Annotated in this window: 16 protein-coding genes; 5 read left to right on the plus strand and 11 right to left on the minus strand. The window is 60.8% G+C overall.

Features of this window, described 5'->3' with window-relative positions; genetic code table 11:
• Nucleotides 1-11: 11 nt before the first annotated feature.
• The 4 genes from rlmH to AB4Z35_RS15080 form a co-directional block, all read right to left on the minus strand.
• Nucleotides 12-479 (minus strand): 23S rRNA (pseudouridine(1915)-N(3))-methyltransferase RlmH, encoded by a 468-nt coding sequence (rlmH, locus tag AB4Z35_RS15065; RefSeq protein ID WP_007937439.1) that lies wholly within the window; start codon nucleotides 477-479, stop codon nucleotides 12-14.
• Between the two features lie 9 nt (nucleotides 480-488).
• Nucleotides 489-983 (minus strand): ribosome silencing factor, encoded by a 495-nt coding sequence (rsfS, locus tag AB4Z35_RS15070; protein WP_007975896.1) that lies wholly within the window; start codon nucleotides 981-983, stop codon nucleotides 489-491.
• A gap of 71 nt (nucleotides 984-1,054) precedes the next feature.
• Nucleotides 1,055-1,744 (minus strand): nicotinate-nucleotide adenylyltransferase, encoded by a 690-nt coding sequence (gene nadD / locus AB4Z35_RS15075; protein ID WP_007990602.1) that lies wholly within the window; start codon nucleotides 1,742-1,744, stop codon nucleotides 1,055-1,057.
• A gap of 1 nt (nucleotide 1,745) precedes the next feature.
• Nucleotides 1,746-3,017, minus strand: coding sequence for a glutamate-5-semialdehyde dehydrogenase (locus AB4Z35_RS15080; RefSeq protein ID WP_442097854.1), 1,272 nt, complete (start codon nucleotides 3,015-3,017; stop codon nucleotides 1,746-1,748).
• A gap of 189 nt (nucleotides 3,018-3,206) precedes the next feature.
• Here AB4Z35_RS15080 and AB4Z35_RS15085 point away from each other — a divergent pair, with 189 nt between their 5' ends.
• Nucleotides 3,207-3,905: a DNA-3-methyladenine glycosylase gene (locus AB4Z35_RS15085; protein WP_442097856.1), complete on the plus strand. Its 699-nt coding sequence runs from the start codon at nucleotides 3,207-3,209 to the stop codon at nucleotides 3,903-3,905.
• A 191-nt stretch (nucleotides 3,906-4,096) separates the two neighbouring features.
• Nucleotides 4,097-5,413: a bifunctional DedA family/phosphatase PAP2 family protein gene (locus AB4Z35_RS15090; RefSeq protein ID WP_442097858.1), complete on the plus strand. Its 1,317-nt coding sequence runs from the start codon at nucleotides 4,097-4,099 to the stop codon at nucleotides 5,411-5,413.
• Nucleotides 5,414-5,487: 74 nt separating this feature from the next.
• On the opposite strand, the gene AB4Z35_RS15095 is transcribed toward AB4Z35_RS15090, so the two are convergent.
• The 4 genes from AB4Z35_RS15095 to AB4Z35_RS15110 all read right to left on the minus strand — a co-directional run bounded on the left by AB4Z35_RS15095 (nucleotide 5,488) and on the right by AB4Z35_RS15110 (nucleotide 7,455).
• On the minus strand, nucleotides 5,488-5,661 hold the full coding sequence (locus AB4Z35_RS15095) for a hypothetical protein (RefSeq protein ID WP_442097860.1): 174 nt from the start codon (nucleotides 5,659-5,661) through the stop codon (nucleotides 5,488-5,490).
• A gap of 117 nt (nucleotides 5,662-5,778) precedes the next feature.
• Nucleotides 5,779-6,369, minus strand: coding sequence for an LON peptidase substrate-binding domain-containing protein (locus AB4Z35_RS15100; RefSeq protein ID WP_085726023.1), 591 nt, complete (start codon nucleotides 6,367-6,369; stop codon nucleotides 5,779-5,781).
• A gap of 10 nt (nucleotides 6,370-6,379) precedes the next feature.
• On the minus strand, nucleotides 6,380-7,096 hold the full coding sequence (locus AB4Z35_RS15105; protein WP_442097863.1) for an LrgB family protein: 717 nt from the start codon (nucleotides 7,094-7,096) through the stop codon (nucleotides 6,380-6,382).
• Entirely contained in the window at nucleotides 7,093-7,455 is a 363-nt protein-coding gene (locus tag AB4Z35_RS15110; RefSeq protein ID WP_108231150.1) for a CidA/LrgA family protein, read from the minus strand. Before AB4Z35_RS15110 ends, AB4Z35_RS15105 begins: the two co-directional genes overlap by 4 nt.
• A gap of 193 nt (nucleotides 7,456-7,648) precedes the next feature.
• On the opposite strand from AB4Z35_RS15110, the gene AB4Z35_RS15115 reads away from it, so the two are divergent.
• The 3 genes from AB4Z35_RS15115 to AB4Z35_RS15125 all read left to right on the plus strand — a co-directional run bounded on the left by AB4Z35_RS15115 (nucleotide 7,649) and on the right by AB4Z35_RS15125 (nucleotide 10,606).
• Nucleotides 7,649-8,104: a MaoC family dehydratase gene (locus AB4Z35_RS15115; RefSeq protein WP_442097865.1), complete on the plus strand. Its 456-nt coding sequence runs from the start codon at nucleotides 7,649-7,651 to the stop codon at nucleotides 8,102-8,104.
• Nucleotides 8,105-8,218: 114 nt separating this feature from the next.
• Complete coding sequence (locus AB4Z35_RS15120; RefSeq protein WP_442097867.1) at nucleotides 8,219-9,937, plus strand: C13 family peptidase; 1,719 nt, start codon at nucleotides 8,219-8,221, stop codon at nucleotides 9,935-9,937.
• Between the two features lie 27 nt (nucleotides 9,938-9,964).
• Complete coding sequence (locus AB4Z35_RS15125; protein ID WP_008001741.1) at nucleotides 9,965-10,606, plus strand: oxidoreductase; 642 nt, start codon at nucleotides 9,965-9,967, stop codon at nucleotides 10,604-10,606.
• 132 nt (nucleotides 10,607-10,738) lie between these two features.
• Here AB4Z35_RS15125 and AB4Z35_RS15130 read toward each other — a convergent pair whose 3' ends face one another.
• From AB4Z35_RS15130 to mpl, 3 genes are read right to left on the minus strand one after another with little or no spacing between them, the layout of a single operon-like run.
• On the minus strand, nucleotides 10,739-11,023 hold the full coding sequence (locus AB4Z35_RS15130; RefSeq protein WP_116263868.1) for a YceK/YidQ family lipoprotein: 285 nt from the start codon (nucleotides 11,021-11,023) through the stop codon (nucleotides 10,739-10,741).
• Nucleotides 11,016-11,648: a flavin prenyltransferase UbiX gene (ubiX, locus tag AB4Z35_RS15135; protein ID WP_008001739.1), complete on the minus strand. Its 633-nt coding sequence runs from the start codon at nucleotides 11,646-11,648 to the stop codon at nucleotides 11,016-11,018. The genes AB4Z35_RS15130 and ubiX overlap by 8 nt, the downstream gene beginning before the upstream one ends.
• Nucleotides 11,645-12,994 carry a UDP-N-acetylmuramate:L-alanyl-gamma-D-glutamyl-meso-diaminopimelate ligase gene (gene mpl / locus AB4Z35_RS15140; protein ID WP_442097870.1) on the minus strand — a complete coding sequence of 450 codons (1,350 nt, stop codon included), beginning with the start codon at nucleotides 12,992-12,994 and terminating at the stop codon, nucleotides 11,645-11,647. The genes ubiX and mpl overlap by 4 nt, the downstream gene beginning before the upstream one ends.
• Nucleotides 12,995-13,068: the final 74 nt, after the last annotated feature.

The following is a 13,068-nucleotide window of genomic DNA, read 5'->3' on the forward strand; positions in this document are numbered from 1 at the left end:
AGAGCGCAGAACTACTTGTGATAAGGGTGACCGGACAGCACGGTCCAGGCACGGTACAACTGTTCGCCGATCAGGATCCGCACCAGCGGGTGCGGCAAGGTCAGCGGTGACAACGACCAGCGCTGGTCAGCCCGGGCACAGACTTCCGGCGCCAGCCCTTCGGGGCCACCGACCATGAAGTTGACCGTACGCGAGTCCAGCCGCCAGCGATCGAGCTCGACCGCCAGTTGCTCGGTGCTCCAGGGCTTGCCATGGACTTCGAGAGTGACAACCCGCTCGTTCGGCCCGACCTTGGCCAGCATGGCTTCGCCTTCCTGACGGATGAAACGGGCCACGTCGGCGTTCTTGCCACGGGTATTGAGCGGTATTTCCACCAGTTCCAGCGCCAGCTCGGACGGAAGACGCTTGGCATATTCATGCCAGCCTTCTTCCACCCATTTAGGCATGCGTGAACCGACGGCGATCAGTCGCAGTCGCACAGCGGTCCCTTATTCCTGGTCTTTGTTGAGCTTGTTGAAGTGCTCGTGACCAACTTCAGGGCTGTGGTGTTTGCCATCGGCCGCACGGCTCTGCTCGGCACCTTTCCACAGGCGCTCCAGGTCGTAGAACTGACGGGCGTTGGAGGTCATCATGTGGACGATCACGTCGTCCATGTCCAGCAGTACCCAGTCGCTATCGCCCTTGCCTTCTTCACCCAACGGCTTGATGCCCAGGGCCTTGACCGCTTCGCGGACCTTGTCCAGCATCGCGCCGATCTGACGGTTGGAGGTACCGGTGGCGATGATCATGTAGTCAGTGATGCTCTGCTTGTCGCGAACATCAATCACCAGCACGTCCTGGGCCTTGACGTCTTCCAGGGCGGCTACGGCGATCTTGACCAGCTCGTCGCCTTTAGGCGGCTCGGCGGCGAGGACCTTTTCCGGCAGCGGGGCACTCTTGAATGTGCCTTTGCGTTTTACTTTGCTTTCGTTGTTGCTCGTCATATAAAACTCGTTTTGCTCGTAGTTCGGGGCTTCGATACACGTTGTTGCCACGTGCCTTGAAGCACTCCTATTCAGTTCGACGCACGGTAGAGCCCGTGCGCATCGATGTAGGCCAGGACCGCGTCGGGCACCAGGAAACGTACCGACTTACCGCTGGCCAGCAGTTGACGGATCTGGGTGGCGGATACCGCGAGCGGTGTCTGCCAGACGAATGCAATCTGTCCGCTCGGCCCCTTGAGGGCCAGCGGGTCGCTCACCGAGCGCGCTGCCAGCAGGTTGCGCAAGGCATCCGGCGGTTCGCTGTCGGCATCCGGGCGTTGCAACACCAGGATATGGCAATGCTGGAGCAACTCTTCCCAGCGGTGCCAAGTGGGCAGGCCGCAAAAAGCGTCCCAGCCCAAAAGCAGAAAAACCTGGTCGGATACGGCCAGTTCGGCGCGCATCAGTTCCAGGGTATCAATGGTGTAGGACGGTTTGTTCCGCTGCAATTCGCGGGCATCCACCACCAACGGCGCCACACCGGCCACCGCGCACTCGACCATCGCCAGACGGTCTTTGGCCGACACCTGCGGCGTATCCCGATGGGGCGGCCTGGCACTGGGTGTCAGACGCAGCTCATCGAGCGCCAGGGTTTCGGCGACTTCCAGCGCACCGCGCAAATGGCCGATGTGCACCGGGTCGAACGTTCCGCCCAGCACACCAATGCGGCGAGGGGCTGGCTCGCTGGCGGTGACCGGGGCTGACGGGTCGAAGTCGCCCAAGTCAGGCCGGCTCCTGTCCGCGCAACTGCCCGTCGCCGACCACGATGTACTTCTCGCAGGTCAGTCCTTCGAGGCCCACCGGGCCGCGGGCGTGCAGCTTATCAGTAGAAATGCCGATCTCGGCACCCAATCCGTATTCGAAGCCATCGGCGAAGCATGTCGGGGTGTTGATCATCACCGACGAGGAGTCGACTTCAGCCACGAAACGCCGGGTGTCGCCCTGATGTTCGCTGACGATCGAATCGGTGTGATGGGAACCGTAATGATTGATGTGCTCGATGGCCTGGTCCAGTCCGTCGACCACCCGGATCGACAAGATCGGCGCCAGGTATTCGGTGCTCCAGTCTTCTTCGGTAGCGACCACGGCATCGATGATTGCCCGGGTACGCTCGCAACCGCGCAGTTCGACGCCTTTTTCGCAGAACTGTGCTGCCATCGCCGGCAGGAAGTCCCTGGCAACGGCTTGATCCACCAACAGCGTTTCCATGGCGCCGCAGATGCCATAACGGTAAGTCTTGGCGTTGAACGCAATGCGCTGGGCCTTGGCCAGATCGGCGTGTTCACTCACGTAAACGTGGCARATGCCGTCCAGGTGCTTGATCACCGGGACACGGGCGTCACGGCTGACACGTTCGATCAGGCCACGGCCGCCACGGGGCACGATGACATCGACGTACTCAGGCATGGTGATCAGCGCGCCGACGGCAGCGCGATCCGTGGTTTCGACCACTTGCACCACGGCGGCCGGCAGACCGGCCTCGGCCAGGCCACGCTGAATGCAGGCAGCGATGGCTCGATTGGAATGAATGGCTTCGGAACCGCCACGCAGGATGGTCGCGTTACCGGACTTCAGGCACAGGCTCGCGGCATCGATGGTCACGTTCGGCCGCGACTCGTAGATGATTCCGATCACGCCCAATGGCACACGCATCTTGCCGACCTGAATACCGGACGGACGGAAACTCATGTCGCGAATCGCGCCAACCGGGTCCGGCAGTGCCGCAACCTGACGCAGGCCGACGATCATGCCGTCGATACGCGCCGGGGTCAGCGCCAGTCGTTCGAGCAGCGCTGGCTCAAGGCCACTGGCGCGACCGGCGGCCAAATCCAGTTCATTGGCCGACGTCAGCTCGGCGCGGGCAGCGTCCAGCGCATTGGCGGCAGCCTGCAGGGCGCGGTTTTTCTGCGCCGTGCTGGCGCGCCCGATCACGCGGGAAGCTTCGCGGGCAGCGCAACCCAGGCGGGTCATGTAGTCAAGAACGGACTCAGTCATGGTCTGGCGTGGTCTTTGATAAGGTCTTGGTAAAGAGTAAAGCGGCAGATTATAGCTGTCGCGCCCCGGGACTAACAGCGGTGACGGGCGGATGGTCGAAATGGAGGGGTATTTACCGACGTTCAGCCGGGATTAAGCGGCAAATTGTTATCATCACGACTCACTCAGCCCTGACAAACGCCAGCCATCATGTCCAATCTGACTGTTCGAGCGTCCGCCATGAGCCTGCCCGCGGGCCTCCCGGATGCGTTTTTCGACCGTGACGCGCAAATTCTGGCCCGGGATTTACTGGGCAAAGTCATTCGCCATCGAGTTGGCGACCTGTGGCTCAGCGCCCGGATCATCGAAACCGAAGCCTATTACTGCGCAGAAAAAGGCAGCCACGCCTCCCTCGGCTACACAGAAAAACGTAAGGCTTTGTTTCTGGATGGCGGCCACATCTATATGTATTACGCCCGGGGCGGCGATTCCCTGAACTTCAGCGCCCAGGGGCCCGGCAACGCCGTGCTGATCAAGTCCGCCTATCCGTGGGTCGATGAATTGAGCGGGCCGGCCAGCCTGGCACAGATGCTATTGAACAATCCCGATGCCCAGGGTCACCCTCGCCCGTCACAAAAGCTCTGCGCCGGGCAAACCCTGCTTTGCAAGGCAATGGGCCTGAAAGTGCCGGTGTGGGACGCCAAACGCTTCGACCATGAGATGCTGCTGGTGGAAGACGTCGGCCAGTCGCCCGCCCACATCATCCAGACCACGCGCCTGGGCATCCCACACGGGCGCGACGAGCACTTGATGTACCGCTTCGTCGACGGTGCCTACGCGGCTTATTGCACGCGAAACCCGCTACGACGGGGCCAGGTCGAAGGTCGCGATTATTTTGTGCTGACTTGACTACCCTGGACTTGAAGTAAAAGTGACTCCCTGTGGGAGCGGGCTTGCCCGCGAATGCGCCGTGTCAGGCGACACAAATATCGACAGGAAGGGCCCCTTCGCGGGCAAGCCCGCTCCCACAGGGTTCGGTGCCGTTACGAAAATTTGCGTTTGCCCACCAAGGGCCAATTGAATTCAATGGAGTGGTTTGTATGGGCCAATGGCTCGATAGCGTAACCGGTTGGTTGACGGTCAACCCGCAATGGCTGGCGGCAGCAATATTTCTGGTGGCCTTTGTGGAATGCCTGGCGATTGCCGGGCTGATTGTCCCCGGCACGGTTTTACTGTTCACCGTAGCGGTGCTTGCCGGCAGCGGTGCGTTGCCTCTGAGTGAAACCTTGCTGCTGGGTTTCCTCGCCGGTGTGTTGGGTGACGTGGTTTCGTATTTCCTTGGACGGCACTTTCACCAGAACATCCGGCGTCTGCCCGGTTTGCGCCATCACCCGGAATGGATTGCCGGGGCGGAGACCTATTTCCAGCGCTATGGCATCGCCAGCCTGCTGGTCGGCCGCTTTATCGGACCGTTGCGGCCAATGCTGCCAATGGTCGCCGGCATGTGCGACATGCCTTTCCCGCGGTTCATCGCCGTCAGCCTGCTGGCCGGTGCGGGGTGGTCGGTGGCCTATCTGCTGCCTGGCTGGGCCACCGGCGCGGCGATTCGTTTGCCGCTACCCGAAGGTTTCTGGCCTCAGGCCGGAATCGTTGTCGGCAGCATTGCCGTGATGGTCGGGCTGAGCGCCACCAGCAGCCTGCGCCAGCATCGCCGGGCTACAGMACTGATTGCCGGCATGAGCTGTCTGATTCTGGTGGCGCTGTTTATCGGTTTTCCGCACCTGAGTGCCCTCGACCAAGGGGTGATGACGCTGGTGCAAGAACATCGCAGCCCGATGCTCGATGAGGTCGCGGTGGTCTTCACGCTGATCGGCGAATTCCGCAACATGCTGCTGTTCAGCGCCCTGCTGGTCGCGTTGTTACTGATTACCCGGCAATGGCGCCAGGCGATCTTCGCCTGCAACACATTGTTCTTCACGGCGCTGGGCAACACCGTGACCAAACACTTTTTCGCCCGCATGCGTCCCGAGGTGCTCAGCGATCCGCTGACCAGCTACAGCATGCCCAGCGGTCACGCCTCCGGCTCCTTCGCGCTGTTCCTGACCCTGGCCGTACTGGCCGGTCGTGGCCAACCACCGCGGATGCGTCTGACCTGGTTGCTGGTGGGGTGCCTGCCGGCGCTGGCGATTTCGCTGTCGCGGGTCTATCTCGGCGCGCATTGGCCGACGGATGTATTGGCAGGCGCAATGTTGGCGGCGTGTATCTGTGCGGCCAGCCTATGGCTAAGTCAGCGCACTACCTCACTCAACGCGATGCCGTCCAAGGTCTGGTGGCTGGTGCTGCCATCGCTGGTGGCACTGTTCGGGGTCTTCGCGTTGTGGCATTTGCCAAATACGATGTTGCGGTATGCCTATTGAAAAACGAGGGCAGCCCTATCTGAAACTCCAATAAAAGAACCCCGACCAATCAGCCGGGGTTCTTTTATTGGAGTTTATGCTCGACCTGAACCGCCAGGACGTTTACGCATTTCCAGAATCAGTGCATCGGCGAGCTGGCATGCAGTCGTTGCGTATTCCTCGAAAGATTGACCGATGCCGGCGATTTTTAGCAGGTAACCTACAGCAGCTGCTTCCCAGGCCGCGCGTTCAGAACTGTAAACAATCATGATTTTAAATCCTTTTAGAGTATGAAATTACTCGCTTCATGCGAGTAGCGCCAAACTAATGAAAATGCCCATACCTGACAATGGTAGCTAACGCGCTCAATATTGACGAAATACTACTCAGGCAAACAACTCCCCCTGCAACTCATCCAGCAACGCCTGTATGGCATCCAGTCGTTGCTGCGGATCATCGAGCTGCAGCAAGTCGATCTTGTCCAGTTCGGCAAAGGGCAACAGGTACGCCAACTGATTGGCCAGTGACTGTTGTCCGGTCGCTTCGGTACCCATGTTGAGCGCTTCGACCATCGGGTGCTCGGCCAACGCCTTGAGCAACGCCACCAGATCGGCATCCTCGTCCTGCAGCGGTTGCTCCGGCTCATCTTCCAGCCACTCGACCTCGGCGATGGTCAACTGATCTCGCTGCACTTCGGTACGCAAAACGTGAAAGCGCCGTCCGCCCTGCACCCGGATCCCCAGCAGGCCGTTGTCCTGCTGTTTGAAATCGGTGATCAGCGCCTCGCACCCGACCAGGGCGTAACCGGCCGGGGCGATCCCGACTTCTTCGCCATCGAGGATGCACACCACGCCAAAACCGCCGCCCTGTTTCATGCAGCGGCCGATCATGTCCAGATAGCGTGCTTCGAAAATCTGCAAGTCGAGTATGCAGCCTGGAAACAGCACTGTGTTGAGCGGAAAAAGCGGCAGACTCATAGACATTTCCTTACACCACCATCGACACCGCCAACGGCAGCAACACCGCCGTGGCCACGCCCATCAGACTCATCGCCAGCGCCGCGAAGGCGCCGCACTCTTCATTTTCCTGCATCGCCACCGCCGTGCCGACCGCGTGGGCGGTCATGCCCAGCGCCATGCCGCGTGCCTCGGAACTGTGGACACCGAGACGGGTCAACAGGCTCGGGCCGAAGATCGCGCCGATCACGCCTGTAATCAACACGAACACCGCTGCCAGCGCCGCGACGCCACCGATCTGCTCAGCCACCAGCATCGCAATCGGCGAGGTCACCGACTTCGGCGCCATGGTCATCAGGATCATGTGCTCGGCACCGAACCACCAGCCCAGCAACACGCCCATGCCAGTAGCCACGACACCACCTATCACCAGCGTAGTAAATATCGGCCAGAACAACTGCCGAATCCGACGCAGGTTGAGGTAAAGCGGCACCGCCAGTGCGACCGTGGCCGGGCCGAGCAGAATACTGAGGATTTCGGTGCTCTTGCGGTACTCGGCGTAGGTCAGGCCGCAGCCCACCAGCACGCCGATCACCAGCAACATGGAGACCAGCACCGGCTGCAAAAAGATCCAGCGGGTTTTCTCGAATGCCGCAAGGACGAGTTGATAGGCGCCGAGGGTAATGCCAATGCCGAACAACGGATGGTGAATCACCGACGCCCAGGCGCCGTGCCAGTCGAAGATCATTGGCCGTCCTCTGGCTGAGCGTGACGCTTGACCATGCGCTGCATCAGCACCCCGGCGAAGGCCATCGAAAGCAGCAGCGACAACACCAGCGCACCGACAATCGCCCAGAAATCCGCCGCGATGTCAGCGGCATAGACCATCACGCCCACGGCTGGCGGCACCAGCAACAGCGGCAGGTAGCGCAGCAGACTGCCGGCCGCCAGGTTCAGTGGCTCGCCGACCTGGCCCCTGCAGATGAGGTACACCAGCAAAAGCAGCAACCCCACAATCGGCCCCGGCAGCACCGGCAAAAACAAATGATTGATCGCAGTGCCGAGCAATTGGAACAACACCAGCCATGTCAGGCCCCGTAACAACATTGTTGATCTCCTGCAAAATCCGTCATCCGCATTGGCCTGGCATTATAAGCATGCTCGCGCTATAGATCGGCATTCGCCAAAAGCATGGTCAGTTGACCGGAGCGTTTGGCCATGTTGATCTAAAGTGGTAAGCCGGGAGGTCAAATCCCCCCAACTCAAAACTATAAAACCGATGAACCCAAGGAGAGTCTCAATGCCCTATGTTCCAGTTGCAGAGCTCAAAGATTATGTCGGCAAGGAACTTGGACGTTCCGAATGGCTCACCATCGATCAGGACCGCATCAACCTGTTCGCCGAAGCCACAGGGGACTTTCAGTTCATCCACGTCGACCCGGTCAAGGCCGCGCAAACGCCATTTGGCAGCACTATCGCTCACGGCTTTCTGTCGCTGTCGCTGATTCCGAAATTGATGGAAGACATCCTCGTCATGCCCGAAGGCTTGAAGATGGTGGTCAACTACGGCCTCGACAGCGTGCGATTCATCCAGCCGGTCAAGGTCAATTCGCGGGTGCGRCTSAAGGTCGACMTGACCGAAGTCATCGAGAAGAAACCCGGCCAATGGCTGCTCAAGGCCACCACCACCCTGGAAATCGAAGGTTCGGACAAACCGGCGTATATCGCCGAACCCCTGTCCCTGTGCTTCGTGTAAACCTCCCCGGATGCGAAGCAGCTCCTGCTGTTTCGCGCCCTCTCGCGGTACCTCGCCCTATATAAGGACACATGGCTGCGGCATACTCCCTCGCCTAATTGCCCGGAATCCGCTATGCGCCCACTTGCACTCCTTGCCTTGACCCTGATGCTCACCGCTTGCGGCGACGGCGAATCGCCTTTGTCCCCCGACGCCCGCCTGCCGGACGGCGGACGCTATCGCGGCGACCTGGTCAATGGCTTGCTGCAAGGCAAGGGACGTATCGACTACCCGAACGGCAGCTGGTACGCCGGCGAATTCGACAAAGGCCAGTGGCACGGCCAGGGCGAATGGCACGGCAGCAATGGCGAAGTCTATCGCGGGCAGTTCAATCAGGGACTGTTCGACGGCCAGGGGGCACTGACCACCAACGCCAGCAGCTACAGCGGCGGCTTCAAGGCCGGCCGGCGCGACGGCGAAGGCACACTCAAAGAAAACGGCATGAGCTATCGCGGCGAGTTCAAGGCCGATCAATACGCCGGCCTGGGTCGTCTCGAACTTGAAGACGGCAGCTCCTACCAGGGCCAGTTCGCCCACGGCAAACCCAATGGCGAAGGCCAGCGCGGCGACGGCAACGGCAATCAGTTCACCGGGCACTTCGTCGACGGCCAACTTGAAGGCAACGGAACTTTCAATAGTGCCGATGGCGACATCTATGTCGGCAGCTTCAAGAACAATCAACTGCACGGCAAGGGCCGCTATGAAAACGCGGACGGCGATGTCTGGCTGGGCCAGTTCAAGGAAGGCTCGCTGAACGGCAAGGGTGAGTTGATCGGCACTGACGGCAGCCACTACATCGGCCAGTTCAACGACTGGCGTTTTTCCGGTCAGGGCCGACTGAACCTGGCCGACGGCAGCTTTTACACCGGTCAGTTCGACAACGACAGCTACCAGGGGCGCGGCACGTTGGTGCTGACCGATGGCACCGTGCTCAGCGGCACCTGGATCAACGGCCAGCGCGTGCGCGATGCCGAGGGCAAACTGCTGCCTGACACACTCGAACTCGGCCTGCTGGCACAGGGCCGCCTGCTCGACACAGTGCTGGCCAACGTTCCGGCCTCGACCCCGGCGGTGGAACTGTATTCGTTAACCCTGGGCGGTGATGGCAAGCAAAGTGTGTTTCTGCGCGAATCCGACTACGTCGCCAACATGCTCACTACCCGGTTCGGCACCTTTGGCCAGATCCGCCTGGTGAACCATCGTGACCACCTCGCCGACCGCCCTATGGCGACTCGGGAAAACTTGCGCCGCGCCGCCCTGACGCTGGCCGAACGCAGCGGTCCGGAAGACCTGATTTTCATCTACCTGACCAGCCATGGCACCAGCGAACACGAGCTGGTGCTTGACCAGCCGCGGATGGAACTGGCCGATCTGCCAGCCGACGAAATGGCCGCGGTGCTTGCCCCGCTGAAAAACCGCGACAAGATCATCGTGATTTCGTCCTGCTACTCCGGCGGTTTCATCCCCGCGCTCAAGGACGAACGGACCCTGATCATGACGGCCTCGCGGGCCGACCGAGTGTCCTTCGGCTGCTCGGAGGAAGCCAACTTCACCTACTTCGGCGACGCCCTGTTCGCCCAGGCCCTGAACCAGACCGATGATCTGGAACAAGCCTTCAAACGGGCCAAGGCCACTGTCGCCGAGCGTGAGCTGGCGGACGGCTTCGAAGCATCCGAACCACAGATCTGGGCACCGAAAACCGTCCTCTCGCACTGGCAACTATTGCGCAAACAACAGGCACGAAAAGCACTGCAAAGTGCATCGATGGAAAGCAAGGATGTAAACAGCAACTAAGCTGAACAGTATCAAGGGAGAAACACTATGTACTTGACGCCTCAGCATGTGCTGCTCGCCGGAGCCACCGGTTTGACGGGTGAACATCTGCTTGATCGCCTGCTTAACGAGCCAACGATTTCGCGGGTATTGGCGCCGTCACGCCGCCCCTTGGCCAAGCATCCCCACCTTGAAAACCCGGTCGGCGACCCGGCGGTGTTTCTGCCGCAATTGAACGGCCGTGTCGACATCGCCTACTGCTGCCTGGGCACCACCATCAAACAGGCGGGCTCGGAACAAGCATTCCGTGCGGTGGACCTGGATATGGTTGTGGCCTTTGCCAAACGCGCACGGGAGATGGGCGCACGGCACCTGATCGTGATCAGTGCTCTGGGAGCCGATCGCAGATCCTCGATTTTCTACAACCGGGTCAAAGGCGAGATGGAGTACGCATTGCGCGCGCAGAACTGGCCGCAGCTGACTATTTGCCGCCCTTCGCTGTTGCTGGGTGATCGCGCTGAGCCGCGCCTGGGCGAAAAAGTCGCAGGGCCGTTGTCACGGCTGATTCCTGGCAAATACCACGGCATCGAAGCGTGCCAGCTGGCCCGCGCAATGTGGCGCCTGGCGCTGGAAGAGCAGGATGGCGTGCGGGTTGTCGAGTCGGATGAGCTGAGGAAGTTGGGCAAGTAATTTTATGGTGCCCGAGCGGACCTCATCGCGGGCAAGCCCGCTCCCACAGGGTTTTGTGTCGTACATGAGTTTTGTAATCGCTGAACAACCTGTGGGAGCGAGCTTGCTCGCGATTGAGCGCGAAGTGCTCCCTTACAATCCACCCGTCGCCTGAAAATTCACGCCCAAAACCGTCAACACCGACAACGGCAACAGCAGTGTGTCGAGCAACGCACTGGCTGGCAGATCAACGCCCGGATAGCTCGGCGCTTGCGCGCCGAAACGGTCCATCGCGCAACAACCGCCATTCATCGCATACAAATCCAGCCGCGTCCCGGCGTACACCACCGGCGCCCCCGGCTTGGCCGCGTCGAGCGTGCGCGCCGTCGCGCACCCGGCCAATTGCAGCGCCAGCACAACCATCAGCAACTTATTCATCGCTGGTCAGATGATGCTCGCCCCAGCGCGGCAGCATGTCCTGAGGAATATTCAGCAGATTAAGGATCCGCGCCACGACGAAATCGATCAGGTCGTCGATGGTTTGCGGCTGATGATAAAAGCCCGGTGATGCCGGCAGGATCGTCACGCCCATGTTCGACAACTTGAGCATGTGTTCCAGATGAATGCTCGAATACGGCGCTTCACGGGGCACCAGGATCAACTGCCGACGCTCTTTCAGTGTCACGTCGGCSGCYCGTTCGATCAGGTTGTTGCAGGCGCCGGTGGCGATSGCCGATAACGTGCCCGTGGAACACGGCACCACCACCATCGCCGCTGGCGCGCCCGAACCCGAAGCCACCGGCGACATCCAGTCTTCCCTGCCGTACACCCGAATCTGCCCGGCGGCGGCCCCCGTGTATTCGGTGAGAAACGCCTGCATCATCTGCGGTTTGGACGGCAGCGTGACGTCCGTTTCGGTCGCCATCACCAATTGCGCGGCCCTGGAAATCAGGAAGTGCACTTCACGATCTTCCCGCACCAGACAGTCAAGCAGGCGCAGACCATATTGGGCGCCGGAAGCGCCGGTCATCGCCAGGGTGATGCGGTCCGGGCCGTTGTTCATTTCAGTGCCTCGGCGAGTTTGCCGTGCAGGCCGCCGAAGCCGCCGTTGCTCATGATCACCACGTGAGTACCGGGTTGGGCCTGGCTCTTCACGCGCTCGATGATGCCTTCCAGGGAATCACTGACAATCGACGGCACAGTGCACAGCGCTGCGGTGCCCGCCAGGTCCCACCCGAGATTGGCCGGTGCGTACCAGATCACCTGATCGGCATCGACCACGCTTTCCGGCAATCCGTCACGGTGCGCGCCGAGCTTCATCGAGTTGGAACGCGGCTCGATGATCGCAATCAGCGGTGCATCGCCGATGCGCTTGCGCAAGCCGTCGAGGGTGGTGGCGATGGCGGTCGGATGGTGAGCGAAGTCGTCATAAATGGTGATACCACGGACCTCCGCGACTTTCTCCATCCGGCGTTTCACGCTCTTGAAGGCGCTCAACGCAGCAATGCCCATGGACGGCACCACACCGACGTGGCGTGCGGCGGCAAGGGTCGCCAGGGCGTTGGCGACGTTGTGCTGGCCAGTCATGTCCCACTCGACCACACCCTGGGCAGCACCGTCGAACATCACTTCGAACTTCGAGCCATCTTCACTGAGCAGTTTGACCTGCCACTGACCGCCGGCACCGGTGGTTTGTACCGGGGTCCAGCAACCCATTTCGATGACGCGTTGCAGGGCTGGCTCAGTGGTCGGATGAATCACCAGGCCTTCGCTCGGGATGGTCCGCACCAGGTGATGGAACTGCCGCTCGATGGCTGGCAGGTCCGGGAAGATGTCCGCGTGATCGAATTCGAGGTTGTTCAGGATCGCGGTGCGCGGACGGTAGTGCACGAACTTGGAGCGCTTGTCGAAGAATGCACTGTCGTACTCATCGGCTTCGATGACGAAGAACGGCGTATCACCCAGGCGCGCCGACACCGAGAAGTTTTGCGGCACGCCACCGATGAGGAAGCCCGGGGCCATGCCCGCGTGCTCCAGCACCCAGGCCAGCATACTGCTGGTGGTGGTCTTGCCGTGCGTACCGGCAACCGCCAGCACCCAGCGACCTTGCAGCACGTGATCGGCCAGCCATTGYGGGCCGGAAACGTAAGGCAGGCCTTTGTTCAGCACGTACTCCACGGCCGGGTTGCCCCGCGACATGGCGTTGCCGATCACCACCAGGTCGGGGGCCGGATCGAGTTGTGCCGGGTCGTAGCCTTGAGTCAACTCGATACCCTGGGCTTCCAGTTGAGTACTCATCGGCGGATAGACGTTGGCRTCGSAGCCGGTCACATGATGGCCCAGCTCTTTGGCCAGAACCGCCATCGAGCCCATGAAAGTCCCGCAGATACCCAGAATATGAATGTGCATTAGTCGACCTCGTAAAACATGGCCGCAGGTTAGCGTAGGGTAGGAAAAATCGCACCTGATGTTTCAGATCTGAA

It is taken from the genome of Pseudomonas sp. KB_15, assembly GCF_052114525.1.
Classification (GTDB): domain Bacteria; phylum Pseudomonadota; class Gammaproteobacteria; order Pseudomonadales; family Pseudomonadaceae; genus Aquipseudomonas.

Excerpts from the sequence above, each read along its gene's own strand:
- rsfS (WP_007975896.1), bottom strand. The coding sequence starts at position 983 with ATGACGAGCAACAACGAAAGCAAAGTAAAACGCAAAGGCACATTCAAG.
- AB4Z35_RS15085 (WP_442097856.1), top strand. The coding sequence starts at position 3,207 with ATGTCCAATCTGACTGTTCGAGCGTCCGCCATGAGCCTGCCCGCGGGC.
- AB4Z35_RS15095 (WP_442097860.1), bottom strand. The coding sequence starts at position 5,661 with ATGATTGTTTACAGTTCTGAACGCGCGGCCTGGGAAGCAGCTGCTGTA.
- AB4Z35_RS15100 (WP_085726023.1), bottom strand. The coding sequence starts at position 6,369 with ATGAGTCTGCCGCTTTTTCCGCTCAACACAGTGCTGTTTCCAGGCTGC.
- AB4Z35_RS15105 (WP_442097863.1), bottom strand. The coding sequence starts at position 7,096 with ATGATCTTCGACTGGCACGGCGCCTGGGCGTCGGTGATTCACCATCCG.
- AB4Z35_RS15110 (WP_108231150.1), bottom strand. The coding sequence starts at position 7,455 with ATGTTGTTACGGGGCCTGACATGGCTGGTGTTGTTCCAATTGCTCGGC.
- AB4Z35_RS15120 (WP_442097867.1), top strand. The coding sequence starts at position 8,219 with ATGCGCCCACTTGCACTCCTTGCCTTGACCCTGATGCTCACCGCTTGC.
- AB4Z35_RS15125 (WP_008001741.1), top strand. The coding sequence starts at position 9,965 with ATGTACTTGACGCCTCAGCATGTGCTGCTCGCCGGAGCCACCGGTTTG.
- AB4Z35_RS15130 (WP_116263868.1), bottom strand. The coding sequence starts at position 11,023 with ATGAATAAGTTGCTGATGGTTGTGCTGGCGCTGCAATTGGCCGGGTGC.